Source organism: Metallosphaera sedula DSM 5348 (assembly GCF_000016605.1).
Taxonomy (GTDB): domain Archaea; phylum Thermoproteota; class Thermoprotei_A; order Sulfolobales; family Sulfolobaceae; genus Metallosphaera; species Metallosphaera sedula.
On sequence record NC_009440.1, the window covers coordinates 870,109 to 897,056 of the forward strand.

Annotated in this window: 30 protein-coding genes; 20 read left to right on the forward strand and 10 right to left on the reverse strand. The window is 44.9% G+C overall.

Annotated elements, in window-relative coordinates; translation table 11 throughout:
- The first annotated feature begins 322 nt into the window (after positions 1-322).
- From MSED_RS04795 to MSED_RS04825, 7 genes are read left to right on the forward strand one after another with little or no spacing between them, the layout of a single operon-like run.
- The gene (locus MSED_RS04795) at positions 323-1,621 is read left to right on the forward strand and encodes an NADH-quinone oxidoreductase subunit B family protein (protein ID WP_012020903.1); all 1,299 of its coding nucleotides are present in this window, start codon (positions 323-325) and stop codon (positions 1,619-1,621) included.
- Between the two features lie 5 nt (positions 1,622-1,626).
- Positions 1,627-3,864 (forward strand): nickel-dependent hydrogenase large subunit, encoded by a 2,238-nt coding sequence (locus MSED_RS04800; RefSeq protein WP_012020904.1) that lies wholly within the window; start codon positions 1,627-1,629, stop codon positions 3,862-3,864.
- The gene (locus tag MSED_RS04805) at positions 3,865-4,743 is read left to right on the forward strand and encodes a hypothetical protein (protein WP_012020905.1); all 879 of its coding nucleotides are present in this window, start codon (positions 3,865-3,867) and stop codon (positions 4,741-4,743) included.
- Positions 4,744-4,762: 19 nt separating this feature from the next.
- Positions 4,763-5,998 carry a (Fe-S)-binding protein gene (locus MSED_RS04810; protein WP_225938862.1) on the forward strand — a complete coding sequence of 412 codons (1,236 nt, stop codon included), beginning with the start codon at positions 4,763-4,765 and terminating at the stop codon, positions 5,996-5,998.
- Positions 5,995-6,321, forward strand: coding sequence for a hypothetical protein (locus MSED_RS04815; protein ID WP_012020907.1), 327 nt, complete (start codon positions 5,995-5,997; stop codon positions 6,319-6,321). The genes MSED_RS04810 and MSED_RS04815 overlap by 4 nt, the downstream gene beginning before the upstream one ends.
- Entirely contained in the window at positions 6,308-6,853 is a 546-nt protein-coding gene (locus MSED_RS04820) for a hypothetical protein (protein WP_012020908.1), read from the forward strand. The genes MSED_RS04815 and MSED_RS04820 overlap by 14 nt, the downstream gene beginning before the upstream one ends.
- Positions 6,854-6,877: 24 nt before the next feature.
- Positions 6,878-7,633 carry a ParA family protein gene (locus MSED_RS04825; protein ID WP_012020909.1) on the forward strand — a complete coding sequence of 252 codons (756 nt, stop codon included), beginning with the start codon at positions 6,878-6,880 and terminating at the stop codon, positions 7,631-7,633.
- 998 nt (positions 7,634-8,631) lie between these two features.
- On the opposite strand, the gene MSED_RS12570 is transcribed toward MSED_RS04825, so the two are convergent.
- From MSED_RS12570 to MSED_RS04840, 3 genes are all read right to left on the reverse strand, one after another.
- The gene (locus MSED_RS12570; protein WP_155464928.1) at positions 8,632-8,778 is read right to left on the reverse strand and encodes a hypothetical protein; all 147 of its coding nucleotides are present in this window, start codon (positions 8,776-8,778) and stop codon (positions 8,632-8,634) included.
- A 549-nt stretch (positions 8,779-9,327) separates the two neighbouring features.
- Entirely contained in the window at positions 9,328-9,879 is a 552-nt protein-coding gene (locus tag MSED_RS04835; protein WP_048060031.1) for a hypothetical protein, read from the reverse strand.
- A gap of 3 nt (positions 9,880-9,882) precedes the next feature.
- Positions 9,883-10,074 carry a hypothetical protein gene (locus MSED_RS04840; protein WP_012020911.1) on the reverse strand — a complete coding sequence of 64 codons (192 nt, stop codon included), beginning with the start codon at positions 10,072-10,074 and terminating at the stop codon, positions 9,883-9,885.
- Positions 10,075-10,485: 411 nt separating this feature from the next.
- Here MSED_RS04840 and MSED_RS04845 point away from each other — a divergent pair, with 411 nt between their 5' ends.
- Entirely contained in the window at positions 10,486-11,016 is a 531-nt protein-coding gene (locus MSED_RS04845) for a hypothetical protein (RefSeq protein WP_012020912.1), read from the forward strand.
- A gap of 318 nt (positions 11,017-11,334) precedes the next feature.
- Entirely contained in the window at positions 11,335-12,333 is a 999-nt protein-coding gene (locus MSED_RS04850; RefSeq protein ID WP_012020913.1) for an AIR synthase family protein, read from the forward strand.
- A 79-nt stretch (positions 12,334-12,412) separates the two neighbouring features.
- Here MSED_RS04850 and MSED_RS04855 read toward each other — a convergent pair whose 3' ends face one another.
- Complete coding sequence (locus MSED_RS04855; RefSeq protein WP_012020914.1) at positions 12,413-13,183, reverse strand: tyrosine-protein kinase family protein; 771 nt, start codon at positions 13,181-13,183, stop codon at positions 12,413-12,415.
- A 227-nt stretch (positions 13,184-13,410) separates the two neighbouring features.
- On the opposite strand from MSED_RS04855, the gene MSED_RS04860 reads away from it, so the two are divergent.
- Entirely contained in the window at positions 13,411-13,866 is a 456-nt protein-coding gene (locus MSED_RS04860; RefSeq protein ID WP_012020915.1) for a hypothetical protein, read from the forward strand.
- A gap of 160 nt (positions 13,867-14,026) precedes the next feature.
- Here MSED_RS04860 and MSED_RS12285 read toward each other — a convergent pair whose 3' ends face one another.
- A complete protein-coding gene (locus MSED_RS12285) occupies positions 14,027-14,185 on the reverse strand; it encodes a hypothetical protein (RefSeq protein ID WP_155464930.1) in 159 nt (52 codons plus the stop codon).
- Between the two features lie 183 nt (positions 14,186-14,368).
- Here MSED_RS12285 and MSED_RS04865 point away from each other — a divergent pair, with 183 nt between their 5' ends.
- Both MSED_RS04865 and MSED_RS04870 read left to right on the forward strand, forming a co-directional pair.
- Entirely contained in the window at positions 14,369-15,568 is a 1,200-nt protein-coding gene (locus tag MSED_RS04865; RefSeq protein ID WP_012020916.1) for an Nre family DNA repair protein, read from the forward strand.
- Positions 15,565-16,341 (forward strand): SPL family radical SAM protein, encoded by a 777-nt coding sequence (locus MSED_RS04870; protein WP_012020917.1) that lies wholly within the window; start codon positions 15,565-15,567, stop codon positions 16,339-16,341. The genes MSED_RS04865 and MSED_RS04870 overlap by 4 nt, the downstream gene beginning before the upstream one ends.
- A 265-nt stretch (positions 16,342-16,606) precedes the next feature.
- Here the strand turns inward: MSED_RS04870 and MSED_RS04875 are convergent, their stop codons facing one another.
- Both MSED_RS04875 and MSED_RS04880 read right to left on the reverse strand, forming a co-directional pair.
- Complete coding sequence (locus tag MSED_RS04875; RefSeq protein WP_012020918.1) at positions 16,607-17,290, reverse strand: uroporphyrinogen-III C-methyltransferase; 684 nt, start codon at positions 17,288-17,290, stop codon at positions 16,607-16,609.
- Positions 17,287-19,086 (reverse strand): nitrite/sulfite reductase, encoded by a 1,800-nt coding sequence (locus tag MSED_RS04880; RefSeq protein ID WP_012020919.1) that lies wholly within the window; start codon positions 19,084-19,086, stop codon positions 17,287-17,289. Before MSED_RS04880 ends, MSED_RS04875 begins: the two co-directional genes overlap by 4 nt.
- Positions 19,087-19,195: 109 nt before the next feature.
- On the opposite strand from MSED_RS04880, the gene MSED_RS04885 reads away from it, so the two are divergent.
- The 5 genes from MSED_RS04885 (at position 19,196) to MSED_RS12450 (ending at position 22,201) form a co-directional block, all read left to right on the forward strand.
- Positions 19,196-19,912, forward strand: a complete 717-nt coding sequence (locus MSED_RS04885) for a phosphoadenylyl-sulfate reductase (protein WP_012020920.1) — start codon at positions 19,196-19,198, stop codon at positions 19,910-19,912.
- 1 nt (position 19,913) lies between these two features.
- Positions 19,914-21,023 (forward strand): sulfate adenylyltransferase, encoded by a 1,110-nt coding sequence (locus MSED_RS04890; RefSeq protein WP_012020921.1) that lies wholly within the window; start codon positions 19,914-19,916, stop codon positions 21,021-21,023.
- 206 nt (positions 21,024-21,229) lie between these two features.
- Positions 21,230-21,373 carry a hypothetical protein gene (locus tag MSED_RS12290; RefSeq protein ID WP_155464932.1) on the forward strand — a complete coding sequence of 48 codons (144 nt, stop codon included), beginning with the start codon at positions 21,230-21,232 and terminating at the stop codon, positions 21,371-21,373.
- 241 nt (positions 21,374-21,614) lie between these two features.
- Positions 21,615-21,899 (forward strand): IS200/IS605 family element transposase accessory protein TnpB, encoded by a 285-nt coding sequence (locus MSED_RS12445; RefSeq protein ID WP_048806954.1) that lies wholly within the window; start codon positions 21,615-21,617, stop codon positions 21,897-21,899.
- 104 nt (positions 21,900-22,003) lie between these two features.
- Positions 22,004-22,201, forward strand: a complete 198-nt coding sequence (locus MSED_RS12450) for a zinc ribbon domain-containing protein (protein WP_230842406.1) — start codon at positions 22,004-22,006, stop codon at positions 22,199-22,201.
- Between the two features lie 135 nt (positions 22,202-22,336).
- Here MSED_RS12450 and MSED_RS04900 read toward each other — a convergent pair whose 3' ends face one another.
- Positions 22,337-22,660 (reverse strand): hypothetical protein, encoded by a 324-nt coding sequence (locus MSED_RS04900; RefSeq protein WP_012020922.1) that lies wholly within the window; start codon positions 22,658-22,660, stop codon positions 22,337-22,339.
- A 2-nt stretch (positions 22,661-22,662) separates the two neighbouring features.
- Positions 22,663-23,424, reverse strand: a complete 762-nt coding sequence (locus MSED_RS04905; RefSeq protein ID WP_144418836.1) for a plastocyanin/azurin family copper-binding protein — start codon at positions 23,422-23,424, stop codon at positions 22,663-22,665.
- Between the two features lie 369 nt (positions 23,425-23,793).
- On the opposite strand from MSED_RS04905, the gene MSED_RS04910 reads away from it, so the two are divergent.
- The 3 genes from MSED_RS04910 (at position 23,794) to hjc (ending at position 26,315) form a co-directional block, all read left to right on the forward strand.
- Positions 23,794-25,182: a selenium-binding family protein gene (locus tag MSED_RS04910; protein WP_012020924.1), complete on the forward strand. Its 1,389-nt coding sequence runs from the start codon at positions 23,794-23,796 to the stop codon at positions 25,180-25,182.
- Entirely contained in the window at positions 25,145-25,699 is a 555-nt protein-coding gene (locus MSED_RS04915) for a hypothetical protein (RefSeq protein WP_053094450.1), read from the forward strand. The genes MSED_RS04910 and MSED_RS04915 overlap by 38 nt, the downstream gene beginning before the upstream one ends.
- 196 nt (positions 25,700-25,895) lie before the next feature.
- Positions 25,896-26,315 (forward strand): Holliday junction resolvase Hjc, encoded by a 420-nt coding sequence (gene hjc, locus MSED_RS04920; RefSeq protein ID WP_012020926.1) that lies wholly within the window; start codon positions 25,896-25,898, stop codon positions 26,313-26,315.
- 130 nt (positions 26,316-26,445) lie between these two features.
- Here the strand turns inward: hjc and MSED_RS04925 are convergent, their stop codons facing one another.
- Positions 26,446-26,823, reverse strand: coding sequence for a CBS domain-containing protein (locus MSED_RS04925; RefSeq protein WP_012020927.1), 378 nt, complete (start codon positions 26,821-26,823; stop codon positions 26,446-26,448).
- Between the last annotated feature and the right edge of the window lie 125 nt (positions 26,824-26,948).

Consider the following 26,948-nt stretch of genomic DNA (forward strand, 5'->3'; position numbering starts at 1 on the left):
ATGCCTTCACATAGTTGCGTTTTAAAATATCAAGATATTTATCCATGAATGGATGGAAAAATGAATCAAATAATATAACAGCTCTAGCCCCAATCTCACCCGCTATATCAGAGAGTCTATTCCATTCTGATGTCACGTCCATTATAAGGCCCATGTTACATAAGGGGTTGATTCTTTATATCTCTTTCATTAATTTTGCTATAATGTTGATCTCGTTGTACACATGATTATCTTAATTACCATGTAAAAGATCTATTGAGAAGTTTAATGAAAAAAGTTTATAAATATGGTATAACAAACTATACCAGATAAAGTGGTATATATGGGTCTAACAAGAAGGGACTTCCTAAAAGTTTCGGGCGTGACAGCCCTAGGTACAAGTCTAGCCCTATCCGGCCTCTCATACGAAGAACTATTGTCTAAGGCTCAGGAAGCGGATCAACCAATAAACATAGTATGGACGGGTAATGGGTGGTGCGGAGGTAATACTATAGCTTTCATAGATGCAATGAACCCATCAGTGGAGGATGTGGTAACAGGAGTGTACTTCAACGGCAAGCCCATAACATTAAGGCAGCCAAGCATTCCGGATCTGGGAATGATAAACCTGGTTTATCACCCCATACTAATGCCTCAGGATAACATGGCATATGCAACCATGGAGATGGCATTAAATGGGGAGTTAGATCCATTCGTCCTGGTAGTCGAGGGGACTATGTTTGACGAATTCGGCGTTTACTATAAGAAGCCAAGTGGATCCTTCTGGTGTTCAGCGGGAAGGAAACCAGACGGAAGCGTTCTGCTATGCGACGAGTTTGTCTTCAATCTTATGAAGAAAGCTGCGGCTGTAGTAGCAACTGGGGCTTGCGCTACTTATGGTGGAATTCCAGCTACTACAAATGGGTTAGGGCAGAGAAGTCCCACATATGCCATGGGAATGCTTGACGACCCGTACAGAGGGATCTATGGCTTTCCATACTATGTTCACCAAGTTTATACACAGGATTTAGCACCAGATATAATCGACCAAGACATATACTCAGTCACGAATTCCCCAGTTAACACTTCTTGGCCTGGGCCCAGCTATCACTGGCTTTCTACCGCGGGTCTACCAATAATTTCCATAGCTGCAGATCCTCCTGCCGGAGATTGGATTATGCGTACACTTGTCTCCGCAGTGCTTTATCTGAGAGGTTTAGGTCCTAATCCTGCCGATGATCTTGACGTGTTCAATAGACCAAAATTCTTCTATGGAAATGAGACCCATCAGAACTGCCCTAGGGCGGGATTCTTCGCACAGGGCATTTTTGCCTATGAATTTGGAGACCCTCAATGCACATACAGCCTTGGGTGTAAGGGTACTGAGGCCAATAGCCCAGCACCTCTACTAGGATGGGTGGGTGGAGTTGGCGGATGTACTAGAGGCGGTGTATGTATCGCATGTACTGCTCCAGGATTTCCAGATCTATATGAACCATTCTATGCTCCACCAAACGCTCCCACAATTCCTAGTACTACGTTGTTCGCAGCTGCAGCAGCCGCAGGTATAATAGTAGGTGTGGGTAGTTATGCCTTCTCTAGGAGGAAGAGGCTACCTCAGATGCAAGGAGGCAAGAGGTGAGAGATATGGCAAGTAGTTCACCATATTATTTCACGTTTGATTGGACTAAACCAGTTCTCATAGAACCCATAGTGAGGATAAAGCCTGAGTTGGGAATACAAGTCACCTACGACTCCTCTAGTAACAGGGTTACGGACGCCTATGCAGCAGCAGGTATGTTCAGAGGTTTCGAGATATTCATGAGAAATAAGCCAGGACCAGACGTCATAATGCTTTCCAGTAGGGAGTGTGGAATATGTGGAGAACATCACCAATTCATTGAAAGAATTGCACAGGAAATGGCTCAGGGCGGTAACGCTCCTCCACCATTAGGTCTTGAAACCATTATCCTGGCTAATGACGCAGCTATGACCTACGATGCCACAGCCCATCTTACAGCTTTAGGAGGACCAGACTGGAGCTCCCTATTCTTCAAGGTTGCTGGGTATTTCCCAAGCCAAATTTACGAAATAGCTCAGCAGACACCTCTGAGTAAAGTGGCGCAAGAGTCTCAGGCATTCCCAATGGGCGCACCAACGCAACTGGAAATGGCCGGCGTCAAATTGAAGACTGTTTCGGATCTCATGGATGCGTTAGTTCCAATAATTGGCGCCTACTTCCTTGAGGGAGCCTATTCGTGGAGAATACTTCACGAGGCTGAATTGCTGTACTATCTCAGAGTACCTCATCCGATAACAATGGTACCTGGAGGAATTGGTGTACCTGCCACTGTGGAGAACCTACAAAGATATTTCCAACGGATGGTTGACGGAACGGCTTGGTTAATGAAACAGATGGCCGTCTATGAATATTTGACATTATTCCTTGCAGATTATAATAATACGTTCGGAATCCAGGCTCTATATGACAAATTGAATGGGACTCTTGGATTTGCTGAGGAGGGAAACAGACCTGGAAACTTCGTCTCCTATGGCCAGAGCGACGTTTCAGAAGCTCCCTCAGTTACGCCATCCAGTACATCGGTGATGCCTTATGATGGTACCTATGAGAATATGGGCGCTTGGGGTAGGGCTAGGGTCGTGAAACCAGGACTGGTTATTCAACCCAATTCCAATTCTCCTCCACAGCTTGTCACCAATAGCCTTATTGACATAAATCTCGGAATAAGGGAGTTCGTGGAGTCCTCTTTCTACACGCCGTGGTACGAAAATGGATCCTTCAATAGTGAAGTTCCGTCCTCAGTGAGCGGAATAGAGGAAGATCCAATCGGAAATAAGGTTAGTTACTACCATCCATGGAGAAAGTGGACTATGCCTAACCCGCAGCCTAGACCGGTTCCAATGGCCTATCCTGCACCCTATTCATGGGCGGTTTCACCTAGAATAGTTCCGTACCAGAATCACAAACCAATTACCAATCTCTTCTACAACGTTGAAGCGGATCCCATGGCCGTGATGTATGCTCAAGTTCTTCAGCCACAGGCCCCTACCCCCATATATACTTCCAGCTATCCCTCAGGCTTTGAAGTCTCATACAACAGCAACGAGATGAGTGCTACCTTCTACTTGCCCACTGTGAACAGTCCAAGGATATCACTGCCTCCTGAATTTCAGCAGGGGAGCGAAATAGAGTTTAAGTATGTGGCACCATACGCGCTTTCCGGTGGAAAGATAGTTACTAATGCCATAGAAAGGATGAGGGCCAGGGCATTTGAGGCGGGTCTAGATGGAATGGGAATGTGGATAGCCTGGATGTCCGCTATCACGTACTTGAAGAAGGGTATGACGCAAGTGAGTAGTATGCCTCCATCGAGCTGGACCTACAAGTCCAATACTAATACAGGGGTAGCATTAGGTGTGGGAATGAAGGAGGCCCCACGAGGTGCACAGTATCATTCAGAGGTGTTCGCCACTGGAACTGGCGTAAATGTCCCAGCAATTAACCCGCAACAAATGCAACCAACTACAGTGAACTCTGGTCCAAGGGTGAAGAATTCCTATGACGACGGCATTCAAACAATTAAACCTGCATCTCCAACACACGGCGCAGGAACTTTTGAGGAAGTGCTGATGGGGAACCCCGATTATAATATGCCTGGTACTCCTAGGTTAACAGTTATTCCTACGGAGCAGTGGGATGGCTTCGAGTTTGCCCAAACCCTACGATCATTTGATCCATGTTTTGTATGCGGAGTGCATATGGTATTGCCAAATGGAAGGGCTAGATACATTACCCTTGGAGCTCCCGTTGATTTAAGTAATGCGATTAAAGCATTCTACAGGTTTGCCATGAAGGTGAAGTAGATGCTACCAATAGTCCTTGCAATAGGTGCTTCGCTTAGCTCTGACTCCCTGTATTGGTGGGGACTAAATGTAATCTTCCCATTGGGATTGCTAATATTCGTGTTTGGTGCCATATATAGAATTTCTAGGTATTTTTGGGGAAGGAGAGTTCCAGCACCTACCATGGCCGGTTTCGGGACACAATTCAAGGAGGGAGTTTCAGCAATTCCCACACCCTTCGGAGCTGCCGCTAAGAGGGATCCCTTTATCATCGTTGAGACTATATTCTGGCATATTTTCATGTTAGGTGTAGTGGTCATCGTAGGTATACATATCCTAGCATGGAACTACATATTTGGTCAGATATTTGGCGTCTCCAATCCGCTATGGTTCCTCTTAAAGATATCCACTCCAGAGCAGTTTACCTCAGCATACCAGCTAGGATTGCTGGGGAGCAACTCCTACTCGCATGGGGGAATACTAAATCCATTAGGCGCATGGAACTCCGCAGAGGTTTCAACTTCAACATTTGATCCTTGGAGTTTCTTGGCTGTCTTAGTTAATGGAACAGTAATGGGACTACTTGCCATGGCAGGGATTTTAGGATATTTGGTAACGAGGATAGTAGATGATGTTACTGGGCATAAGAGGCTGAGCTCATCCGGGGACTATGTGTTCTTGATTCTTCTAGCTGCTATTGTGATCACGGGCCTTGCAGCAATGTACGATTTCCAGGTACCATATCTGGGTGTGCCAAATCAAGCCAATTGGTACGGATTGCATATTGCGCTGGTCGGAGCATTCATAGGTTACGTTCCATTTAGCAAGGGATGGCATATGTTCGGATACTATATTGGAAAGGGAATGAGGGGATACGGATACGGGAGAAAGAGAAAATAGAGTTTGCGGGGGATTTAGGGTGGAAGGTAAGAATGTGAAAATGGAGAGACGTATGGTATCCAGGGCACTGGATGAACTGTCTCCGTATGATGTATGGGGATTACAGGAATGTATGAGGTGTGGGATATGTAGATATGCATGTCCTTTCTGGCTGGATTCCCAAAAGGCAACCGATATACCCGCGTGGAGAACGTACGAGGTTAACAAAGTATACTCGATGTATTATACCGGGTATGGGAACGTCGCAAGATTATTAAGATTAAGAAGAGTTAAGTCATCAGAATTTCTAAAATGGAGAGAATCGTCCTACAACTGCACAGCTTGCGGGGCATGTACTGATGTTTCTCCGCTCGAAATACCTAACTGGTACACGGCCATTCTTCTCAGGAGAATGTTACATCTGGCAGGAATGAACCTTGAGGAAGTCGAGGAGTGGGCGAATAATACTAAGAAACTTGGAAACCCTCTTGGAATTTCCACTGAACAGTGGGAAGAGACAGCTAAATCTGCGGGACTCCCACTGAATGAAAAAGCTGACATCTTGTATGTACCGAGTGCTTTGGAATCAAGGGAAGGAGAGATCTTGCAACAGGTAGTTAACTCAATGATAGCTACTGGAGAGAAGTTCACTGCAAGTTCACAGATAAGTGATGTAGGATACTATTCCTACCTGGCAGGTGATTTCGAGACAGCCCGTGAGCACTTTACCAAGATCTTGGAGGTTGCCAAGCAGGTTGAAGCAAAGAAAATAGTGGTCTCGGACGGAGCTGGTCTCTTCTTCCTCAGATGGCAAGCACCCAAGACCTTGGGACATAAAATTGATATACCCATCTATCATCTGACAGAAATCATTTATGACGCTTACAAGAAGGGTAAGGTAAAAATAGAAGTTGCGGATTTCAAGGATCAAATTACAGTTCACGATTCAGAGTTCATGAGTAAACTGGGAGGCGTGGAAAAGCCTCCAAGGGAACTCATGAAAGCCTCAATATTCAATTACAGGGAACCAAAGTTCTCTCCGTCCTCCCATAACCTATTTACCTGCGGTCATCACCTAGAGTTAATAAAGGAGAAATCGGATACAGTGAAAAGGGCTAGAGCGTATTCAATAAAGCAACTGGCAAGTTGGGGCGAGTCTGTGGTTACGTTCGATCCAAACTGCCTACTATCCATGAGGAATGGTATAAGGGACTCACAGGGAATTAAGAACGCGTATTATTATACCAACATCCTAGACAAGGCGATAAAAAGATGAATCTCCTCAGATTCCTGATCAAGTACACGGGAATAGACTCTACAATAAAGGAGGCCATAAATGACGCTATAGGTTCCGATCCAGAGGCTCTTAAATTATTGTATCCTAGAAGAGCCCCACCCATTGACGGCACTTCGGAAATGCTAAAGATCGCAGAAAACTTAGGAATTAAGGTACAAAAGAGTGAAAGAAGTCAAGTGGACCTTAGAAGGTTAGCAGCAGCACAGGCTGCCAACGTAACTCCAATAGAGGTGAAAAATCCTGAAGATGTATTATGGGAAATTGCTCAGAGGTTCAGGGTGAAAAGAAGTGGAAATCATTAAAAGTGCAGTTGGCATAATTTTCGTAAGGCCTTATCCTGAAGAATTGCTTAACCCCATTATCGAGGAATCGAGAAGGTCAGGAGTGGAGATCTCGTTAGAGGAAGACGAGAGAGTACAAAAATATATTAAGTCGATTATTTTTTCTAGCGAGAAGGATAAATGTCAGGAATCCTTTGATTTTTTTATAAGAAGATTATCCTTAAAATCAGACCTTAAGGAAGTAGTCTGGGCCTACCAAGTGGAATGCGCGCTTAAATCTAAGGCCTTAAGACTGGGTATTCCATCTTCACTTCCCTTAGTGGGAAACGTATTACTTTCAGGACTAATATTTTCTAACGTGAAAAACATGGATTTGAATCAGAGGAAGTTATGCGTAGTTCAGTTTGATGATCAGATCCGCGTAATAAAGAGGGATGACAAATACTTCAGTGTCGTGGATGTGGTAAGGGAGGCGGAGAAATTAGAAAAAGTAATAGAAGAATTGGGAATGATTAGTATTAAGACAATAAATTTATCATCAATAAGACTTTAGGGTGAGAGTCTGATCGCGTTGTCTGTGCACAGTTTAAAGGGTGGAGTAGGTAAATCGGTAATAGCTATATCTCTGGCTAAGATCTTGGCCTCAAGGGGCCATCAAGTACTTTTCGTTGATAAAGATATTGCAGGATATGCATCCTACTTGGCGGGCATCGACGGTCCAGGTCTTATTGAAAGTTTGATAAGCCCAATGAGCATGGATGTGATGAGGGAAGTATACACAGAAAACGGAGGCATTGCAATATTAAAATACCCTGGAGACGGACCAAGGTACGGAGTTGATCTCGAGATAATCCATCGTGACAGTGAGTTAAAGGAAAGGTGGAGGAAATATTGTAACATTTTCCTATCTGGAAAGAAATACTCTTTTTTTATACTGGATAATCCACCTGCGGTAATACCAGATGAGGAAATAAAATACATGACGAAACAGGTCAGAGTAGGGCTATCTCAAATTTCAATGAAATGTATAGTTGTCTCCGATAGTATAGCTGATACAATAAGTAACAGCGTAACTTATGCCAAGCTGTTGGCATCTAAGGGTTATGAGATTTTAGCATTTGTAATAAACATGATTAAACCGTATGACATGCTTTCCTATCGGAGTAGGATAGAGGAAATTATGTTAGAACTAAACTGCAAACTTGGAGTGCTTATAGCCTTCCAGGAAGAACTATTCCAATTTAGCGGCGAAATTAAGGACTTTCCAGTACCTCAACAATTGGAGGAGTTTGTTTCCAAGATGGAAAGAGGAGAGTCGGGTATAATAACTTAGTTTTGTCTATAGTAATTCAATAATTTGAGTTCTATTTTAGTGTGTGGAGTCGAAAATTAACGTTCTCCTGGTCAGAACAATTAGTAGAACTGGCGTTAAGTAATCAAATACAACACGCTAGTTCTATTTCTGAAATATCTAGAGGGTCAACCTCAAGCTAGCGTAATATCCACGTGATTATGTCATCGGAGGAAAGGAGATACACAAGGATTGATCAAAGTACCACAAGAACCTTGTGACGAGGTACGAGATAATGTTTCCTTTCATAGTGCGCAAGTAACTGGTACTAGCTTATTTGAATGAGAGAAAATTCAAGCAAGTTCAATAATAGATCTTTATACATAGCAAACCATATCATCAGAGCTGACTCCGAACATGGTTCTCCACCAAGTAACGTAAATTCCAACTCCTGTTCACCTTTATTTCTTCTCCATTAAGCTCTGGGGAAAAGAAGCTCTTGTGGAAAAGGGAACAGTCGACAGAATTAACCTTCCATTCGTGTTTACCTTGGCGGTGCTTTGTTCGAATACACATACGATCATTATTTTGCTTTTTTGAATTGCAACAGAGATAGTATAGTAGACAAAGGAGATAAAATGGCTCATTGTTAAGATACTCTTTCCTCACCTTAATCATTTTATTTATATAAAGCAAATATCTCACCTTGGACATTTCATGTTAACTTTGATGAAGCAAAAGTGGTCTCTGACTGAGGATTCGTATTCTGAACGTTGTCATCCTTCTTCCTTCCCTGATGCCTCTACTAACTCAGGTTGAGAGAAGTTCGAGTAACAGTTGAAGAAGGTTTCTACTCCGTACTTTTCCCACATAAATATCATGGGAATGTAAGGAGAAAGGAAATAGAGAGCTGACACTATATTCAACATCTCTACGTCAATCAGTCTAGATAGCCCTTCACCTCACCCCTGTAACATGCCTGGTCATGGTTCTGAATATAAACTATAAAGCTACAACCTAGAAGTTCTGTAGATCTTCAGTCAAATTTTCCCGAACTTAGAGTACCTACCGTCATATACAAACACGTCCCTTAGGCTCTTCATAATGTCCTCTAGGTCACCAAAGTCTGAGTAATAACCCCCGTCTCTCGACTGCCACCTATGCATGAACTGCGTGATGAAAATCATCCACTCACTGTGCATCTATTCCATAGCCGCGCCACTCCTTCGGATTAACTATCCTTGGATCATTAAGGTCGCTCTCCACTATTACTATCTTTCTGCGGCTGTGAACCAGCTCAGCTATCTTCTCCCAAAATGTGTTTTGGGATTGTATCCACAATAGCGTGTACTGCGTCCAGTCTAAATCCGTCAATGTGGAACTCTCTAATCCGGTATTCCACGTTGTCTAATATGGACTTCCTTACCTCAACACTTCCATAGTCGTCATAATTGAAGGTCAAAACTCCAGGAAGTCCTGTACTTAGAGGAAAAATAGGGCCTAATGAGCCCCATTATTTCCTGTCCCAGTTTGAGCGAAACTCTAGAGCAGTGGGGTCCAAAGCATGAACTTGATTCCTTCCTCTGTGATTGTTGGGCCCAGACATAAAGAAAAATGACAGAAAAGGGTAAAAAGCGGACTAACATAAAGTTTGTCTTAATTACCTCTCGTTCAGTCAAGCCATGAAAACCGCAACGGAAGTGAGCTCATATTAGGCTCAAGGCTTCGTTTCTCCATCACTTCATCATAATCTTCTTGAGATCTGTGTAGTCGTTATATCCGTCAGTTAGAAATATTCCCTTCTCTTCACATTCCCTCTGAATGTACTTAGGTCTCATGGAGAATATCACTGGGATTATCTTTTTGCCCTCAAGTAGCTCTGGCCTATTTCTCCTGATTGACTCTATCGTACTCTCCAACTGCCGTATAGCGCTAGGTTCTGCCTTAATCTTTACCTCCCCTATGAGAACGTAATTGTCGAATACGGCAAATAGATCAGCCTTAGCCAGGGAGGGAATCTCGAGTTCCTCAACCTTTACCGTGTAACCAAGGTTCTTGAGCTTCCACTCCAGTGCTGTTTTAGCCTCCTCTTCTAGGCTCATGGAATATTTCATGATTACGCTCCTAATCTCAGCCTGCACAGCCTCAAATCTCCTCTTGAACTCCTCATTCCTCTTCTCGCTCTCTTCCCTCATCTTCCGGATCTCCTCCCAAAATTTCTTGCTCTTCTCCCTGAACTCCTCCTCCCTCTCCTCCCTCATCCCGTTCATCTCCTCCGTGATCGTCACTATCTACCTGGCTAACTGCTCTATCTTATTATCCCTCTCCTCCCCCTTCCTGATCTCTTCAACATCTCTAATAACTGTATTCATTTTTTCATTAAGTTGATTAATGTAGGAGATCACTATGTTTTGGCTCACTGACTCCGCAACTCTCTTTATGAACTCAGGGTCATTCTTCAGCTTATCGACGATGTCACTCATATGAGTAAATATGATCTTTCTAATAATAAATTTTTAATCATGTAGCAATAATCTTCTGTCATGAAGATCCACTGGATTTCACCGCTTGTTCCACATCCTTTTGTACCCAGATTTCAAGATGCACGCGTGCAGTTAACCCTCAGACTAGTTGAGGTACTCTCGTACCTTGAAGGACTCCTTTCATCCCCGGGGAGGACCCTCTTTATCCCAGGGATGTTGAAGCCGATCAAGGACATATGTCCTACCCTTTCCCGAGCACTTTCTTAGAACCCCCACCCACACCTCCTGATAAGCAACACGACAAATGTTTTCTTAATAAAACAACTTTAGAATAATTATAAAAATTTTCTAGTTTAAAACAAAGCTTAAATTTTACCGAAATTAGCTTTTCCAGGCCTGAGGATGAAGTGAATGGTGCCGATCTCAATCCTGCTTAACGTGGTTCACGGCTTCTCCTCACTCGTGTATTTCGGTGGAGTCATGTTGTTTGGAGCCGTCTTTGCACCCAAACTGGCGAAACTGTCAAACTCCACGGTATTTGAGTTGATGAGGGATGTGTTCCCCTCAGTTCTGAGTTTCGCTGAGGCTGTAGGCTTGCTAACCATGGTCTTTGGTGCGGGAGAGTTCCTCTATTACATGCTGGAGTTCTACAGGTCAGGGGGACTCTCTGAGGTTTATCGTGTGCTGTTTTCCACACCGTGGGGGGCCAGCGTGTTCTCAGGAGCGTTGATTGGGCTGGTCGGGTTCCTCGTCGGAGTGAAGATTGCCTCAATCTTTGAGAGACTTTTCAGGTTGTATAGATCCGTGGATCCGTCTAAGATTGACGAGATCAGGGTCCTGGAGATGAAGCTCAGGCTTTACTCGCTGGTGGGGATGGTTTTACTCACCACAACGGTCCTCCTCATGGTGTTGGCGGTCTCCTTTTTACCCCTACCGAGGTAGCTTCACGGCTCATGAAACAATTCATTTGGGATGTCTTGAGTTAGCGATGGATGAGCAGGGTAATATGTTCACGTTGAGGAGTTGGGGAGACCAACCGGAATTAGTGTGAGCACCTAACTCGGGCCAGGTCTGAGCTCGGTCTAGCTCCGCCACACCTCAGGGGAAGGGCGTGGAACCGGTTCCTACACATTCAGGATTAAGATCAGCTCAAAGCAACTGAATAATCACATGATGGGACTGTCCACATCCCGGTCACGCTCACGGCCGTTTGAACCGCAGGGTGAAAGAAATATTTAACGCGACCCAACATTTCCTCTCATGCTAGGCAAAATAGATAGGAAGGTATTCGACGAGGTAATCTATCCCCATCTTGGGAAGAGATTGGACGAGGTTATAGTTCCCCCTCTGACAGGGGTCGACACGGGAGCGATAGACCTGGGGGACAGGGTGCTCGTTGTGAAGACCGACCCCGTGTTCATTGTCCCCCAATTTGGAATGAAAAAGGCCTCCTGGTTCGCTGTTCACATCCTTGCGAGTGACGTTATGACCTCAGGGATCCCTCCCAGGTACGCCTTGCTTGACCTTAACCTGCCACCCTCCATGACAGATGAGGAATTTAGGGAGATGTGGGTGGGGATACACGAGGCCCTCCTTGAGATTGGGGTAATGGTGGTGGGAGGTCACACCGGTAGATATGAGGGCGTTAACTACCCCATGGTTGGTGGGTTTACCATGATAGGTATAGGGGAGAAGGAGAAACTTGGTCATCCCTCCAAGGTAAAACCTGGAGATTACGTTATAGTCACTAAGGGACCTGCAATAGAGGCCACTGGCCTACTTACGAATCTCTACCCCGAGTTTTTCAGGGAGAGGATGAGGTCTGACCTCTTCAAGGAAGCCCTGGACATGTATTGGAAGATGTCATGCTGGAAGGATGGGTTGATAGCGAGCCAGGTGGGGATTCACATGATGCATGATGCCACTGAAGGAGGCCTGTGGAACGCCCTCGTGGAGATCTCGGAGGTGACGGGTAAGAGGATAAACCTCGTCGGCGAGAGGCTCTTCATCAATCCAGCGGTGAGGGAGGTTACGAGGATTGTGGGGATCGACCCCTTCTCGTCAATAAGCGAGGGAACCATGGTCATTGTGACAGATAAGGAAAAGGTGAAGGAGGAGCTACTCAGAAACGGAATAGAGGCCGAGATAGTTGGAAGAGTGGAGAGCGGGGAAGGAGTGTATGTTGACGGAAAGAGGATCGAGAAGCCCAGCGAGGATCCCTTCTGGAGGGCATTCTTCGAGCTTGCCAACAGGAAATGATACGCTTGGAGGGGATTTGTGAGATATCTGTGACGCAGTGTCTATTTTGTATCCCTTCGCTCACATATCACGATTAAAATTACGCTATAATGCCGTGCTCTTCGGTCTTTATACGCTTTGCCAGTTCCTTCATCTGCTGTGGAACTGGGAAATCTTCTATACTACCGCTAAACTGAAAGAGCTCCTCGTTAAAGGGCATCAAGACTCCAATTCTACATTCTAGCTCATTTATTACTTTTCTTATAACGTCTTCATACTTTTTTAGATCCTGCGGTTTAATCATGTTTATGATGAAACCCAGGATCTGCTGTTCTGGAGACTCTATGGCCTTAGAGTATCTCACGTTATCCTCAATGGTCTGAGTTAAACTATCTGATACAATTAGATATCTCAGTGGAACGTTTGGAAACAAAGATCTAAACTGCCTATGTTCGTAGACATTAATCTCGTCATTGGGCATGACCATGGGAGCATTATCAACTATAAAGCAGGAGTATTTCCTCCTAGTCAAAAATTCGTTGTAGTACTTCCATCCAAGATTCATCAAGTCCTTATCCTTATGTATTTTCTCCAGATCTGGTCTAAACCTAGGCCCGTCCCCAAAGTACTTTAGAATTGTGATGCTCCCTCTCCCTATTGGGAATTCTCTGATGACGTCAACGTCTTTACCATCCGCAAGGCTGGCTACTAACCCCGGCCCGTTTATCCCAGCAAGGTAGGACGCATAACCTACGATGTCCCTATCCATGAGAAGTACGTGATGTCCTTCAGACGCGAAGACCTTAGCAAGCGATATCGCAACAGTGGACTTACCAACTCCACCCTTTGAGCTACGTATTGAAAGCCTCACGAGTTACCTTTCTGATGTAAGTACTTAAATATTCTTTTTAAATTGGAAAGTAATGTAAGGGTTTACTTTCAAATTAGCGTTAAACTCGAAGTCCACGTGATTTTAGTAATGTCTACTCCAGAGATCCTGTGATTTACGTTGTCTTACAAATATGTCTTTACTAATACCCTTATAGATAAGGGTACTTCCTTTTTTATGATGAAAGAGAGAGTTATTTGTGAACATACATGTCCGTTCAGATAATTGAAAAGAAATGGTTGCCCTTAGAGGAATTGAAGAGGGAAAAGGTGATAGGTAAATCCCTAGAAGTTCCAATAGGTGGTGTTACGTTCACTTTTGAGGTACCAGAAAATCCCATGGTTTACGTAAGTGAGACAGAAGGGGTTCTATACGTTAATGGTTCGGCCTATTGGGAATCTGAACTATATATCCTGGAAGATCTAAAGACGGAGTTCTTAGAACAGGTAGAGGAATTGGCACATGTGTTAGGTGATAGCATAAGTAAGGTTAGTGATGAGCTTGTGAGTTTAGATAGAGACAAGGAAGTGGAAAGGAGAAACTTCCACATAAGAGTCAACAATATGGATGTTGGGTTCTATTACGACCTTTTCAGGCCCAATGGACTAAGGAACGGGCTAATTAGAATAATTCCCTATCTGAAGAACAAGGGTTTGGAACATTAATACCTTGTAAAGGTCTAGCTGTTAGGTTAACATGATGGCGTCAGATATAAAGGTGGTCTAACTTCGTGAGACGAGTAGCTGATCTGTTTGAAGTCTAGAGCTATCCTGATGTAAATGACCGTCCTAAGATCTCACTTGTCAGTATTAGGATAAAATATCCTCATGATACCAGCTTTCCCCTAACAAAATCCATGCCTATCTTAACTGGAATCTCTAATGGCATGGGTTTAACCTTATCATCTCTTGCATTTTCATCGCATAGCTTTCTAGCAGGAAGATACCGAGTCCCGTTACTTAGGGAGTAGCTGATCTTCTGCATAAGTGAGAGAGGTTGTCAGTCTTATTGCTTTAATTTGCCTTGTTTAGGTCGTTAAACTCCCTTCTATCCTCTTTAAGTCTTCTCAACAAGTAATTATTGGCGTTAGAGACATCACCTAGCCCAGGTTGAAAATACCAAGTTCATGGTCTCATAGTTAATAATCTTCTATTCCAACTGGTACTTATGTATGTGGATCCCCACCTATGTATTGCCTGTAGGGGAGCCAAGTACCTTTGCGGTCTCAGTTATTGTCCTGTCCTAGTTAAGAACCTCTCCATGAAGGTAAAGGTGGGGAAGTTTGTCGAGGGAGATTCTCCTCCCTCCGTCTTCGTGGGAAGGTTTGGTTATCCCAAGATTACCGTATATCCTTCGACTCCCCCAGAGTTTGGAGACACTTCCATGTACGAGGATCCTAGAGCCTGGTTAGCCATGGACATCAACAGGTTCTTGGCCATGAGGATGTCCGTGGTACGAGGTGGAATTCAGTTCAAGGTCAGTGAGGCTAGAGCTCCTGGAAGGGAGTTGTACGACGTTCAGGTGGCCTCCCTCTCTCCTAGGCCTGTGGAAATGGAGCTTGACCTGGAGTCCGTTCCAAGGGGGAGAGTTCTAAGCGAGACGGTTCCCCCTCTAGGTCCCTCAGCTCCCCTGAAGAGGCTTAGGCTAGGCGCTCTACCCCCTCCTGAGAGGGTAGTGGAGAAAGTCTTCCAGGAGAGGGACATGAAGGCAGGAAAGGCAATAGAGAGGTTATACAGTGACGGTATTCCCGTGGAGAGGATAGCCCGCCTTCTCAGCGTGGGTAACCTAGGTGTGGAGAGGAAGCTTGTCCCCACCAGGTGGAGTATTACGGCAGTGGACAAGACTCTGTCGGACCTCCTCGTGAGGAAGATCAAGGAGTACCCCTCAATTGACCAGATAGAGGTATACGTGAGGAAGTTCAGGCTTAACACCTTCGTGGCAATCCTGGTTCCTGGTGAGTGGGCATTTGAGTGGGGAGAGGCGTGGTTCCCATCAACGACGTGGAACATGTGGGGGAGCTCGCCTCAGGTAGAGGTTGACTACGAGGGATATTTTGGGAGGAGAACATATCCTGATATAGGTGGATGTTATTACTCCTCTAGGCTGGCCGTAGCTGAACACCTGGAAAGGAGGAGGAGACAGGCAATTCCGATCCTGTGGAGGGAGATCTATCCAGGTTTCTACTTCCCTGTTGGAGTGTGGTTCGTCAGAGAAAACGTCAGGGAATTGCTGAGGGGTGAGAGCGTGAAGTTCGACACACTGAGCGAAGCGTTGAAGTTCCTTGAGGGAGTACTCAAGGTCAGTCCTCACGAGTGGGCTAAACATTCTGGATTGATTCCCATGATAAGGTCGAGGTTATTCCCATGATAAAGGAGATAGAGGTGAAAAGTGCTCTCAGTAAGTCCGGTTTAAGGGAACTTGACTACTCCCTGAATCCATACCTTGGATGCAGGTTTTCCTGTACCTACTGTTATGCCAGGTACTTTTCTCCTAAAGAGGTTGGGGATAGGTGGGGAGAGGTAATTCTAGTGAAGAAAAACCTTTTGGAGGTCCTCAGGAAGGAGGTAAAGGTGAAGAGGAAAGGCGTCGTGGGGATCTCCACAGTAACGGACCCCTACCAACCAGTGGAGAAGGACTTTGAACTAACTAGGAAATCCCTGGAACTGCTTCTAGAAAACGGTTTCAGGGTTTCCATACAGACCAAGTCTCCTCTGGTGTTAAGGGACCTAGACATACTCACCAGGTATAGGGAAAGAGTTGACGTCGGAATGACCGTGACTACCATGAATCCTGAAGAGGCGAGGCAGGTTGAACCCTTGGCTCCTCTGCCTCAAGCTAGGATTGAGACCTTGAAAAGGTTGAAGGAGAGCGGAGTGCAAGTTTGGATGTTCCTAGGTCCTGTTATACCTGGACACAACTTCTTGGGAGTACTCGAGGAGGCAGGGAAGATCGGGGTTAGGGTGATATATGACGTCTTAAACTATTATCCAGGCCTCCCGTTTAGGCCTGTTCCAAGGAACACGTGGAAAGTACTTGAAGACCAGATCAGGAGGAGGTGCGAGGAGCTAAGAGTCCAGTGTCACTCGGAGCAAGAAGACTGGATATACGAAACAAAAAGAAGATATAACACGTTATTTTAGATATGATATGGAGATTTACTCTATATAGATTAGGTCCTCGTTTTAATAGGTGAAGATGATGTTACTTATTAGCATGTCTTAATCTTTCTACACGAATCATAATCGCTATGAAACTGGTTTCTAATATATTCCTAAAAAATCATATGTCTTTTAGTAAATTCTCCATAAGTCCATAGAGTAACGAGAAAATTAATTTATAATTTAGAGTATTTAATAATTTATAATTTAAATTAAATCTATAAAGTCTATTTAATGTAAAATGATATTAAGGTTCGATGTGCACAGAATATATGTTTGCATACCTGATCGTTTCTCCAACAACAATTGTGATAGGAGGATCTAATCCCATAGCAATTAAGTCCAGATCCCTCAACTTACCTATCTTCATTTTCTCTTCCTCCATGGAGCCCTTGGAGATCACAGCAACAGGCTCATCTTCAGATCTCGCCTTCAGAAGTTCTCCTTTTAGTTTACTGATTACTTTTCCACCCATAACAATAACTAATGTCCCCTTTCTAGGAATAGCGTTGAAGTCAACTAGGTTTCCGTCCTTGGATATAGCGGTTATCACGGTAAACAGTGGAGTATCTGGGGAAGTGAGCGGAATCCCTGCACCAGAGGCTACTCCAGTCGAGCTAGATACGCCAGGAACTACCTCACAACTAACTCCCAACTTGAATAGTTCAGAACATATTTCGATACTTCCACCGAACACGAGGGGATCCCCGTTCTTTAACCAAGCAATGGTCTTCCCCTTCTTACTCGCCTCAGTTACGAACTGAACCACATCATCTATCGTGGTAATCGATATGCCCCTAAAGCTCCTGCACATCTCGTCCGGGATGAGCCTATCGCAGAGCACTATATCTGCTGATTGGGCAATTCTGTATCCCCTTAAGGTTAGGAGGTCAGGGTTTCCTGGGCCTGCTCCAATGAGATATACCTTCAATCCAAAGTCGCCCTTAGTTTTGATGGAGTCATAAGGTCAGATGTTTTGGGATTGTTCTTCAGATACTCTATGATTCTTTTATTTCCCAACTTCCTGAGGAACTGACCCATTCCCTCCCCATTGCCATGGGTCGAGTAAAGCTCGAATAGCGCGTCAGTTACATCCGCCAACCTGTTTCCAGGTACATGGGTAAGGTATACATCCCCTGTATCTGGATCAATTAGGGGATTCCCCTGGAATCTCCCCGACGAATCGCCTCCAACCTTGAGCATGTAGAGATTATATCCAGTCCCTACCCATCCTAAGGTCTTGGTCCCGGGCCTGGAACACTGAGCTAGACATCCTGAAATACCTATGGTTTCCTTCAGGTCTCCCCATCTCCTCTCGAGCTCCCCAATTAACCTTGGGAGAAATCTCTCGCTGTCAGTATACGATAGCTTACAGGTGGGGAAGCCAACACACGCAGTAGCATGCATCCTTAGGTTGGTCGGCTTTTTCAGAAATCTTGACATAAAGACCTCAAATTCCCTAAGGTCATCTATACCAGTCACAATAAGATGCTGGTTTGGCGTGATGAAAATCTTGGCATCTGGGTAGCTCCTCACCATCTCTAGGAGCCCAGTCTTATACTTGGAGTCTTCCCTATCTATTACTCTACCGTTTTCCACAAATATTCCGTAAGCCTCTACCTCTGTTCTAATAGGCCCCAGGTGAAGCATTCTATCCCCCACGTCTAGATCCAAGGGAGGCTCGGGTTCTAGACCTGTTTCCCTAATCTTTTCCCTCAACCACTCTATCCCCATTTTGTAGACTAGGTACTTCATTCTCGCCCAATGCCTGTTTTTCCTATCACCCCACTCCTGTTGTATGTTCACTAGAACGTCCAGGGCCCTCACCAATTCCTCTCGGTTAAATACCCCCAGAGGCTTTCCGAGAGTGGAAAAAGTGGAGAATCCCTGGTTCTCCCCCTGTCCCCCTCCTACGTATAACTGAAAGAGCTTTCCATCCACCGGAACAATACCTATGTCATTGGTGGTAGCCTCTACGCAGTTGTCCCTCACCAACTTTCCCTCCATCAAATGGAGGGCAGAGATCGCAATCTTGAACTTCCTATTGAGAAGACTTGCCGAGTAACGGAATCTCCCCTCATGCGTAATTGAGGTATCTAGATGCGAAACTGAGTCTAGCTCAAAGACCTGGATATATGGTCCAGTGGGCAACCTAAAGTAGTTGGCTATTTCCTTTGCTAGAGAATTGGAGTTAAATATTGAGGAAAAGAAGGATAAGGGACAGGCCACAACGTTTCTAACGTTATCCCCGCAACCGTTTAGGGTGAAAAATCCAGATCTAACTATATCTTGAATTGCGTTGAGCAGGTCCCTCTTCTTAACATGATGGAGTTGAATATCCTGCCTCGTGGTGAGCCTCAATGAGGGTTTAGGGTCCTTTGTGTATGCGTCAGACACCGTATATCTGTTGCTTATCTCATCTAGGATTTCCCACTGTTTCGCCGTTATTGGTCCTCCGCCCGGGATTACTATCCTTATCATGTAGATGTAGTCCTTCTCTCTGGTCTCCCTGAACTTATCCCTGTTGAACTCAAGGTATATTCCACATGACTTGGCTATAATCGAGGTTTCATAGCTCAACTCGTCCTTCTCGTCCTTCAATTCGTGGACGACCGAGTCAGGAATCTCGGTAAATCCCCTTGTTTTATACTTGATTTTCTCTTCCTCACTCCACCTATCCGGGGAAGTCCTAAACTCAGGCTCTATTAGCCTATCCCTTAATATCATAACCCACAACTCTCATTATCTATAAAAAAGATACCTTTACGTGCAATTTTTGCACTGCAAATTTTGCATATATCGCTAGATTTTAAGTTTTTCATCTTTCAATTAGCCTATGTCTAGATTCAAGGAAGAGGAGATAGCCGTGCTTTCTCGCGAAATGGAGACCATGAGTGCAGAACGCATCATAGGGTGGGCAGTAGAGAACTTTCAGGACAGGTTAGCAATAGCCTCTAGCTTTCAGGTGGAGGATATGGTAATCTTAGACATAGCCTCAAGGTACGGGAAAGTTAGGGTTTTCACCATAGACACGGGAAGGCTACCTCAGGAGACCTACGATCTTATCGATGTAGTCAGGGAAAGATATGGGATCAAAGTGGAGGTATTTTTCCCTAAACCTGAGGATGTAGAGAAGATGGTAAGGGAGCATGGGGTAAATCTGTTTTACAATAGCGTGAAGCTCAGGCAAATGTGCTGCTGGAATAGGAAGGTGAAGCCACTTAAGAGGGCCCTTGAGGGGATAGACGCGTGGATGACTGGTTTAAGAAGAGAACAGTGGGAGACTAGGAGTTCTGTGAGGAAGATTGAAGTGGACACAATTCACGGAAATATCGTCAAGATCAATCCGCTTGCGGACTGGACTTGGGAACAGGTGTGGAAATACGTAAAAGAGAAAGACGTACCATATAACGCCCTTTATAATAAGGGCTACATGAGTATAGGCTGCCTTCCATGTACAAGACCGGTCAGGCCTGGAGAGCATCCCAGGGCTGGAAGGTGGTGGTGGGAGCAAGGGAACAAGGAATGCGGGATTCATGTCGGAGGCGAGTGAGATGGTCGCATCTCCATATGGGGGTAGGCTAATTCAGAACGTGATAGAGGAGCCGCACGAGGATCTTCCGATGCTGGAAATTGGGAGAAGGTATGCATTGGATGCTGAAAAGATAGGTATTGGGGCATACTCTCCCCTGGAAGGTTTCATGGGATCCTCTGATTTAGAGAACGTGCTTTATAAAAACGAGCTAAATAATGGCCTGCCGTGGACGATACCTATAATTCTTCCAGTCATGGCTCCTCCAGAGGAGGGGGAGAGGGTATATCTCAACCTTAATGGGAACAGGTTTGGATTCCTTGAGGTCGAGGAAGTATTTCGTTTTAACAAGAAGGAGATAGCGGAGAAGGTATACTCAACCCTTTCTCCTGAACATCCGGGGGTAGCTCAGGTAATGAGTGAACCAGAAACGGCAGTCTCGGGCAAGGTGTGGATATTTAGAAGGGTTAGTAGAGATAAGACTCCTGCTGAAACTAGGGAGATCTTCAAGAAACTAGGATGGAGGGATGTTGCCGGTTACCAAACCAGAAATCCGCCTCATAGGGCACACGAGTATGTGATAAGGGTTGCCATGGAGTTTGTAGATGGAGTCTTTATTCATCCAGTGGTGGGGGAACTAAAGAATGACGACTTTCCACCAGAGGCAATTGTGGAGGCATATGACTACTTTGTGAAAAATTACCTCCCCAAGAACAGAGCTCTCCTGGACACTCTGACAATACCCATGAGATATGCTGGCCCAAAGGCCGCAGTATTCTACGCCATCATAAGGAGAAACTACGGCTGCACCCATTTCGTGGTGGGCAGGGATATGGCAGGTGTAGGCAACTTTTACGATCCCTATGGGGCACAGAAAATGTTAAGGGAGATGGATTTGGGAGTGGAGATAATACCTGTAGGAGAAGCATTTTATTGTGACATCTGCGAGGGAATTGTGAGTGAAAGGAGCTGCGACCATAACGCTCGCAAGAAGATATCCATGACTCTCATAAGAAAACTACTAAGTCAGGGCGAAGAGCCTCCAAGGGAAATCATTAGGCCACAGATAGCTTCCATACTAAAAAGATATTACAAAAATACTGAAAGCCTCGCCTCTTCGAGGCGAGGATGATATTCGCAATATTTTAAAACATGAATAGAAATTTTTCATCATGCCACGGGCTCGAGAGCGAGCCACCCGCGAGGGTAGTTCCATCACGGAGATGACCTTAACGCTTAGGATGAAGCTCAGCTCCGCGGCCCTCGGGCCTGTGGCTGATCGTTATATGGGGGCAAAGAGACGTTCTTCAATGGATCCACGAGAATAAGAAGACGTTCTTGAAGGACGTCCACCGTGGAGTGTACAGGGCAATAAGGGAGAAGTTTCAGTTGCCTTCGAAGCTTGCGCAGAACTGCTATCGCGACGCGATCTCCCTTTACAAGGGATGGGAGAGGAACCGAGGACAGGGAGATTCCCCGTGATGCAAAGCGTGTTGCTGTGGTTGACTCGAGGGGCTAGTTACGACGTCGATTTCGAGAAGATGACCGCGATGGTTCTAAGACATGAGGTCAAGGTAGTCGGGTAAAGGAACTTATGCGAGTACAGGGACTTCAAGGTGAGGGAGGCCAGGCTCGTGAAGAGACACGAGTGGTACCTCAACGTAGTGATGAAGAGGTAGATTCAAAACACGCAAGCCAAAGTCGTCGTAGCCGTGGACTCAACATGGACTTCATCACCGTCGGTAACAATGCACAAGTTGTTGAAATACCCACGCGTCTTCACGAGGCTCTTCACCACAGGAAACTCGTTGGGCGCCTGCAGAGAAACGCGAGGAGGTGGTGGCAGAACCCGAGGATACTCAACAGGATCAGGGGTTACCACACGAAGGGAAAGAGAATTCTCACGGACTTCGCCCGAAAGGTCGGGAAGTGGATCGTCGACGTTGCCGAGACGTTAGGCGCGAACTACATCGTCCTTGAGGACCTCAACAAGATGGTCTGCGCGTGAAGTCGTTGAAGAGGAGTAGGGACAAGTTGTACCTCATGCAGTATGCTCGCCTTCAGTACTGGGTCGAGTAGCAGGCGAGAAAGCGTGGCCTCAACGTGATTTGCGTGGATCCAGCTCAGTCGTCCACGACGTGCCCCAGGTGCGGACACGCGATGAAGGAGACTGGACACCGCACCCTCAAATGCCCTCAATGCAGTTTTGAGGTTCATCGTGATCATGTGGCGGTGTACAAGCTATGTGGGAGGGGTTCTCTGAGCCTCTCGACTGCCCCTCAGATGAGAGATGTAGTCCCGAATCGATGAGGGGAACCCTCGCCCTTTGGGGGAAGTCAGATGAGATAATAGTTATTTTGTTAGATTGTTAGAATGGCTACGATTACGGAGCTTAAGGATACTACCTGTTAATGCGTAATAGCGATTCCAAGTTTATCTTCTAAATTAGATTCTCTGACGCAGTGCGAGGATTCCAGATATTAAGAGAAGAATGAAAGAGATAATTCCTATAAAACCTGCTATTAATGAAAACACCGAAGCCAGAATAAGAAGTATGCCTGCGGTGGTTTCGTCTGAAATTAGCGAGCCCACGACGCCCAGTGCGAACGGTATTACTAGGAAAAAGGCCATTCCGGGCATCATTCCAAACCCCATCATACCTCCGAACATCATGGCAGGAGCGTATCGTGGGTAGAAGAAGAGTGGAGTTACAATTGCCATGACTAGCAACATGGAACCTATTAGTCCTAGAATTTGATAGGTCTCCATTTTTACGTCACCACGATCTCCCCGTACATTCCCATTTCGGCGTGACCAGGATACTCGCATACATAGTAATAGGTTCCAGGTTGAAGGGACACGCTGAAACTTGACTCATAAGCTTGCCCATCATTGTAATTCGCGTAGGGGATCATTGGCGTCATTCCCATCACATTCATTCTAATATACATCATGGAATAGTAGGGATATGGAGGAGGTACTGGAGTTATGGCTAGGTTATGAAAATCTCCGGCATCTAGGTTTATGAGCTCTATGTTCAGGACTGACCTACCTGGCATAATTAAGGTAGGATTGATTAGTCCATCTATAACAAAGACGTTGTCCTGAGCATGGGCTGAGAGAGGTGCTGTATAATTGGTTAAATTGAATGCCCTTTGGTGTCCCATGGATAAGACAACTAGGTTGATCTGGGTTGAGTAGAATACTATTGTGTCGTTTTGTGGGAATACTCTGGCATATGGTTGGACGCTCCTTATTGCTTGCACTGCTTGAGGGATGGAGGTAGATCCAAGATATCCGTAAGCGTATCCCTCATGATATCCCATCATGCGATATCCACCCATCATTCCTCCCATCATCCCTTGTGAACCTTGAGGACCGTACCCCATCATGGATAGTTGTCCGTTATAGTACGCGACAGATTGCTGAGAGTAGTAATTGGGAAGGTAAATATTAGCGTACGTGTATGTGACTATACCGACCACCGCTATTATTCCAATAATTAAAATTACAAGAACTCTCTTCATGTGTATTATTTTAGTAAGGAAGTTATTAAGTATGGTATGTGCATTTACATGCAATTATGTGATGGTCAATGATAGGGAATGACGTAATCTCCCTTATATCTTAAAGGCCTCCTGTTAAGGCCTCCTGTTATAGTAGGAGTAATCTTGATAATATTATTATAAAGTGTGTAGAGAATCTAGTACGAAGTATTTACTTATACATGGGAAAGAAAATTAAAATGCACGTTAGTCTCCATCAGTAGTATTTCGCGTCAACGAGAGAGGTGATCATTTCAATGCTAATCAAAAAGCTGAATTTTGTGCCCGGACACTCTCTCCGAGAGTTACATAATTTTATAACACATGTTTATTAGATAATGATATATACATCATTTAATGGGAATACTGCCACCATTCAGGAGGGATCCAACGTTCTATCCATCCCCAAGGATGGCCATGAACTCTCCCCCAGAGGATTTGGCATACGTGGCATCACTTTACACGGGTACTGGTATTAACAGGCCAGATTTTCTAGCTGTAGTAGATGTTAATCCGAAATCCGAAACTTACTCTAGGATTGTGGGTAAAGTGGAAATGCCTAATCTCAACGATGAGCTCCACCATTTCGGCTGGAACGCGTGTAGTTCCTCTCTCTGTCCCAACGGCAGGACAGACTTGGAAAGAAGGTTCCTAATAGTGCCAGGTCTGAGATCGTCAAGAATTCATGTCATAGACACAAAGGATAATCCCAGACAGCCCAAGATAGTAAAGGTTGTGGAACCGTCAGAGGTTAGTAAAGTAACAGGCTACACGAGGCTTCACACCGTACACTGCGGTCCAGATGGTATTTACATAAGCGCATTCGGGAACGAGATAGGTGAAGGGCCTGGAGGAATACTTTTACTAGATCATTTCACCTTTGAACCCCTGGGAAAGTGGGAGATAAACAGAGGAGACCAATACTTCGCGTATGATTTTTGGTGGAATCTCCCCAATGAGGTCATGGTCACCAGCGAATGGGCAGTTCCGAACACCATCGAGGATGGCCTAAGGTTGGAACATCTGGAGAAGGGCTACGGAAACAGAATTCACTTCTGGGACTTACGGAGAAGGAAAAGGGTAAGTTCCATAACCTTGGGGGAAGAAAACAGAATGGCATTGGAACTAAGACCTCTCCACGATCCCACAAAGTTGATGGGTTTCATTAACATGGTTGTAAGCCTTAAGGATTTAAGTAGTTCCATATGGCTTTGGTATTTTGAAGATGGAAAGTGGAACGCCGAGAAGGTGATAGAGATTCCCGCTGAACCTGGTGAAGGATTACCCGAGATAATTAAGCAGTTTAAGGTTGTACCGCCTCTCGTGACCGATATCGATCTATCCCTTGACGATAAGTTCCTTTACGTAAGTATGTGGGGCATAGGAGAGGTTAGGCAATATGACGTTAGTGACCCATTTAGACCTAGACTCGCAGGAAAAGTTAGGCTAGGGGGAATTCTTCATAGGGCCGATCATCCCTCAGGTTTCAGGTTAACTGGTGGACCGCAGATGCTCGAGGTAAGTAGGGATGGAAGAAGGATATACGTGACTAATTCCCTATATAGCACATGGGACAATCAGTTCTACCCTGAAGGGTTGAAGGGCTGGATGGTAAAGATAAATTCAAGTCAAGACGGTGGACTAGAAGTTGACAAGGAATTTTTAGTGGATTTCGGAGAAGCTAGGGCACACCAGGTGAGGCTTAAGGGTGGAGACGCTTCCTCTGATTCCTATTGTTATTCTTAGTCTAGTGGAGGGGATGGATCCACACAGGGGTATTCTTTTTTCATTGTTCTTCAGGTCCTTCGGAAGGGGAAAGCTGGCATTTGCACTGCCTCCTCTCGTGACCTTACTTTACTACTCGATGGGTATGCCACTACTAGTAATACCACTAAATACAAATATTATAAAATATATTATCATTTACCTACTTATTGTTCACGCGTTTTTAAAGGTTATCATGGGAAGGTTTCTGCACTACTCTGGAAGCTTCAGGCCATCAATATTAGAGCTAAGCAAGTGGACAATTATTAACTCAATAACGCAAATGAGCTTCATACTACCCATGGGTATTTACGCGGTGAATGTCATTGACATGATAATTTTTCTAATGATTTCGGTTGTAGTTAAGGAAATGGTGACAGTTCTGTGCTGTAGGAGTTCTAGGGTACTGCTGATGATTACGTCATATAACTTCGACTACATTTATATTATAGGTATATCGAGCTTGATTACTGCAATATTATTAAATACATTTTCTTGAAACTTGATTAAAGTTTCCAAAATCTCGTCATGTCGTCATGGTAATACATCATGGGTCTGAAATTAAGTTTGCATCTCTTTTCTCGTAACCCTCATTTACGATTTTTAGGTAGGCAAATCACCGGTTCGTCTAGGATGCCACAATTGACCTGAGGTAGCCCTCTGTCTTTTTATTCCTACTTCTCAACACATCTGGCATGAATAAGGAAGTGGGAAGAAACGCGGAGAGGGAACTTGTCTCAATTTTCAGGGAGGCCGGATTTAACGCGGTGAGGATACCCACCTCCAACTCTTCGAGTAATCCCCTACCCGACCTATTTGCAACGAAGGGAAACCTACTGGTGGCAGTGGAGGCTAAGAGCACGTGGGAGAACAAGGTTAAGGTGAGATCTCTTCAAGTCGAGAAATTACTTAACTTTTTAGCAATGTTTCCCATGAAGGGTATTCCCATCATTGCCGTAAAATTCAAGGGAATAAGGGAATGGAGATATGTCGTGGTGGAGAAGGCAGGTGACGTAGTGGTGGACATTATAAATTCGAGACCAATAGAGGAAATCCTTAACATGTCCTTCCCTAGGGAAGTCTCAAGCCATATACAGGAAGAGATTCAAGCCTAGCCATTCGCTTGGAGGGCACGTCTGTCCTTACAACCTCAGCTCCTCTCTAGGCGAGACTCAAACTTGTTGCGCATTCCATGCATTTCTAACGTCAATGCATTATCATCTTGATAGTCCCATCTAGGCCGTACTAGGTTAAGGCCCTTTTCTGTATGGTGTAAAGTACGTCGTGGAGGGTGATGACACCATCTACCTTCTTTCCCCTCATCACTACTACGCAGTCAAGTTTGTTCTTAACAATCAAAGACAATAAGTCCAGGCAGTCTTCATTGCCCGTCACCGTGAGTATATTTGTGCTCATGATCTCCCTGACTGGTACGTCATGCCCCGTGGAAAGAGCCCTCTCTATCCTCTCCCTAGAGAGGCTCCCAATTACCCCCTTCTCCCCCATAACCAAGGCGATAGACTTGTTCTCCCTTTTCATACGCTCTAGTACGTTAGAGGCTAAAGTGACCTCCTTCACCATAATAGGCTTAGTAATCCTCACGTAGCTAACTTCAGAGGACATAGATAGTTATCGTAATATTTGATTAAAGCCATTTCCCACTCTATTTGCGTAAAAACTAAACGAAGAACAAATTCAACAAATGAAACTCCTTTAAATAGTTGTATAAGGTTCTCATTATAGAAAAA

Excerpts from the sequence above, each read along its gene's own strand:
- MSED_RS04865 (WP_012020916.1), top strand. The coding sequence starts at position 14,369 with ATGTATGTGGATCCCCACCTATGTATTGCCTGTAGGGGAGCCAAGTAC.
- MSED_RS04900 (WP_012020922.1), bottom strand. The coding sequence starts at position 22,660 with ATGGAGACCTATCAAATTCTAGGACTAATAGGTTCCATGTTGCTAGTC.
- hjc (WP_012020926.1), top strand. The coding sequence starts at position 25,896 with ATGAATAAGGAAGTGGGAAGAAACGCGGAGAGGGAACTTGTCTCAATT.
- MSED_RS04805 (WP_012020905.1), top strand. The coding sequence starts at position 3,865 with ATGCTACCAATAGTCCTTGCAATAGGTGCTTCGCTTAGCTCTGACTCC.
- MSED_RS04860 (WP_012020915.1), top strand. The coding sequence starts at position 13,411 with ATGTCCGTTCAGATAATTGAAAAGAAATGGTTGCCCTTAGAGGAATTG.
- MSED_RS04840 (WP_012020911.1), bottom strand. The coding sequence starts at position 10,074 with ATGAGTGACATCGTCGATAAGCTGAAGAATGACCCTGAGTTCATAAAG.
- MSED_RS04885 (WP_012020920.1), top strand. The coding sequence starts at position 19,196 with ATGTCTAGATTCAAGGAAGAGGAGATAGCCGTGCTTTCTCGCGAAATG.
- MSED_RS04925 (WP_012020927.1), bottom strand. The coding sequence starts at position 26,823 with ATGTCCTCTGAAGTTAGCTACGTGAGGATTACTAAGCCTATTATGGTG.
- MSED_RS04850 (WP_012020913.1), top strand. The coding sequence starts at position 11,335 with ATGCTAGGCAAAATAGATAGGAAGGTATTCGACGAGGTAATCTATCCC.
- MSED_RS04845 (WP_012020912.1), top strand. The coding sequence starts at position 10,486 with ATGGTGCCGATCTCAATCCTGCTTAACGTGGTTCACGGCTTCTCCTCA.
- MSED_RS04795 (WP_012020903.1), top strand. The coding sequence starts at position 323 with ATGGGTCTAACAAGAAGGGACTTCCTAAAAGTTTCGGGCGTGACAGCC.
- MSED_RS04890 (WP_012020921.1), top strand. The coding sequence starts at position 19,914 with ATGGTCGCATCTCCATATGGGGGTAGGCTAATTCAGAACGTGATAGAG.
- MSED_RS12445 (WP_048806954.1), top strand. The coding sequence starts at position 21,615 with ATGGACTTCATCACCGTCGGTAACAATGCACAAGTTGTTGAAATACCC.
- MSED_RS12285 (WP_155464930.1), bottom strand. The coding sequence starts at position 14,185 with ATGCAGAAGATCAGCTACTCCCTAAGTAACGGGACTCGGTATCTTCCT.
- MSED_RS04870 (WP_012020917.1), top strand. The coding sequence starts at position 15,565 with ATGATAAAGGAGATAGAGGTGAAAAGTGCTCTCAGTAAGTCCGGTTTA.
- MSED_RS04815 (WP_012020907.1), top strand. The coding sequence starts at position 5,995 with ATGAATCTCCTCAGATTCCTGATCAAGTACACGGGAATAGACTCTACA.
- MSED_RS04910 (WP_012020924.1), top strand. The coding sequence starts at position 23,794 with ATGGGAATACTGCCACCATTCAGGAGGGATCCAACGTTCTATCCATCC.
- MSED_RS04800 (WP_012020904.1), top strand. The coding sequence starts at position 1,627 with ATGGCAAGTAGTTCACCATATTATTTCACGTTTGATTGGACTAAACCA.
- MSED_RS04880 (WP_012020919.1), bottom strand. The coding sequence starts at position 19,086 with ATGATATTAAGGGATAGGCTAATAGAGCCTGAGTTTAGGACTTCCCCG.
- MSED_RS12570 (WP_155464928.1), bottom strand. The coding sequence starts at position 8,778 with ATGATTTTCATCACGCAGTTCATGCATAGGTGGCAGTCGAGAGACGGG.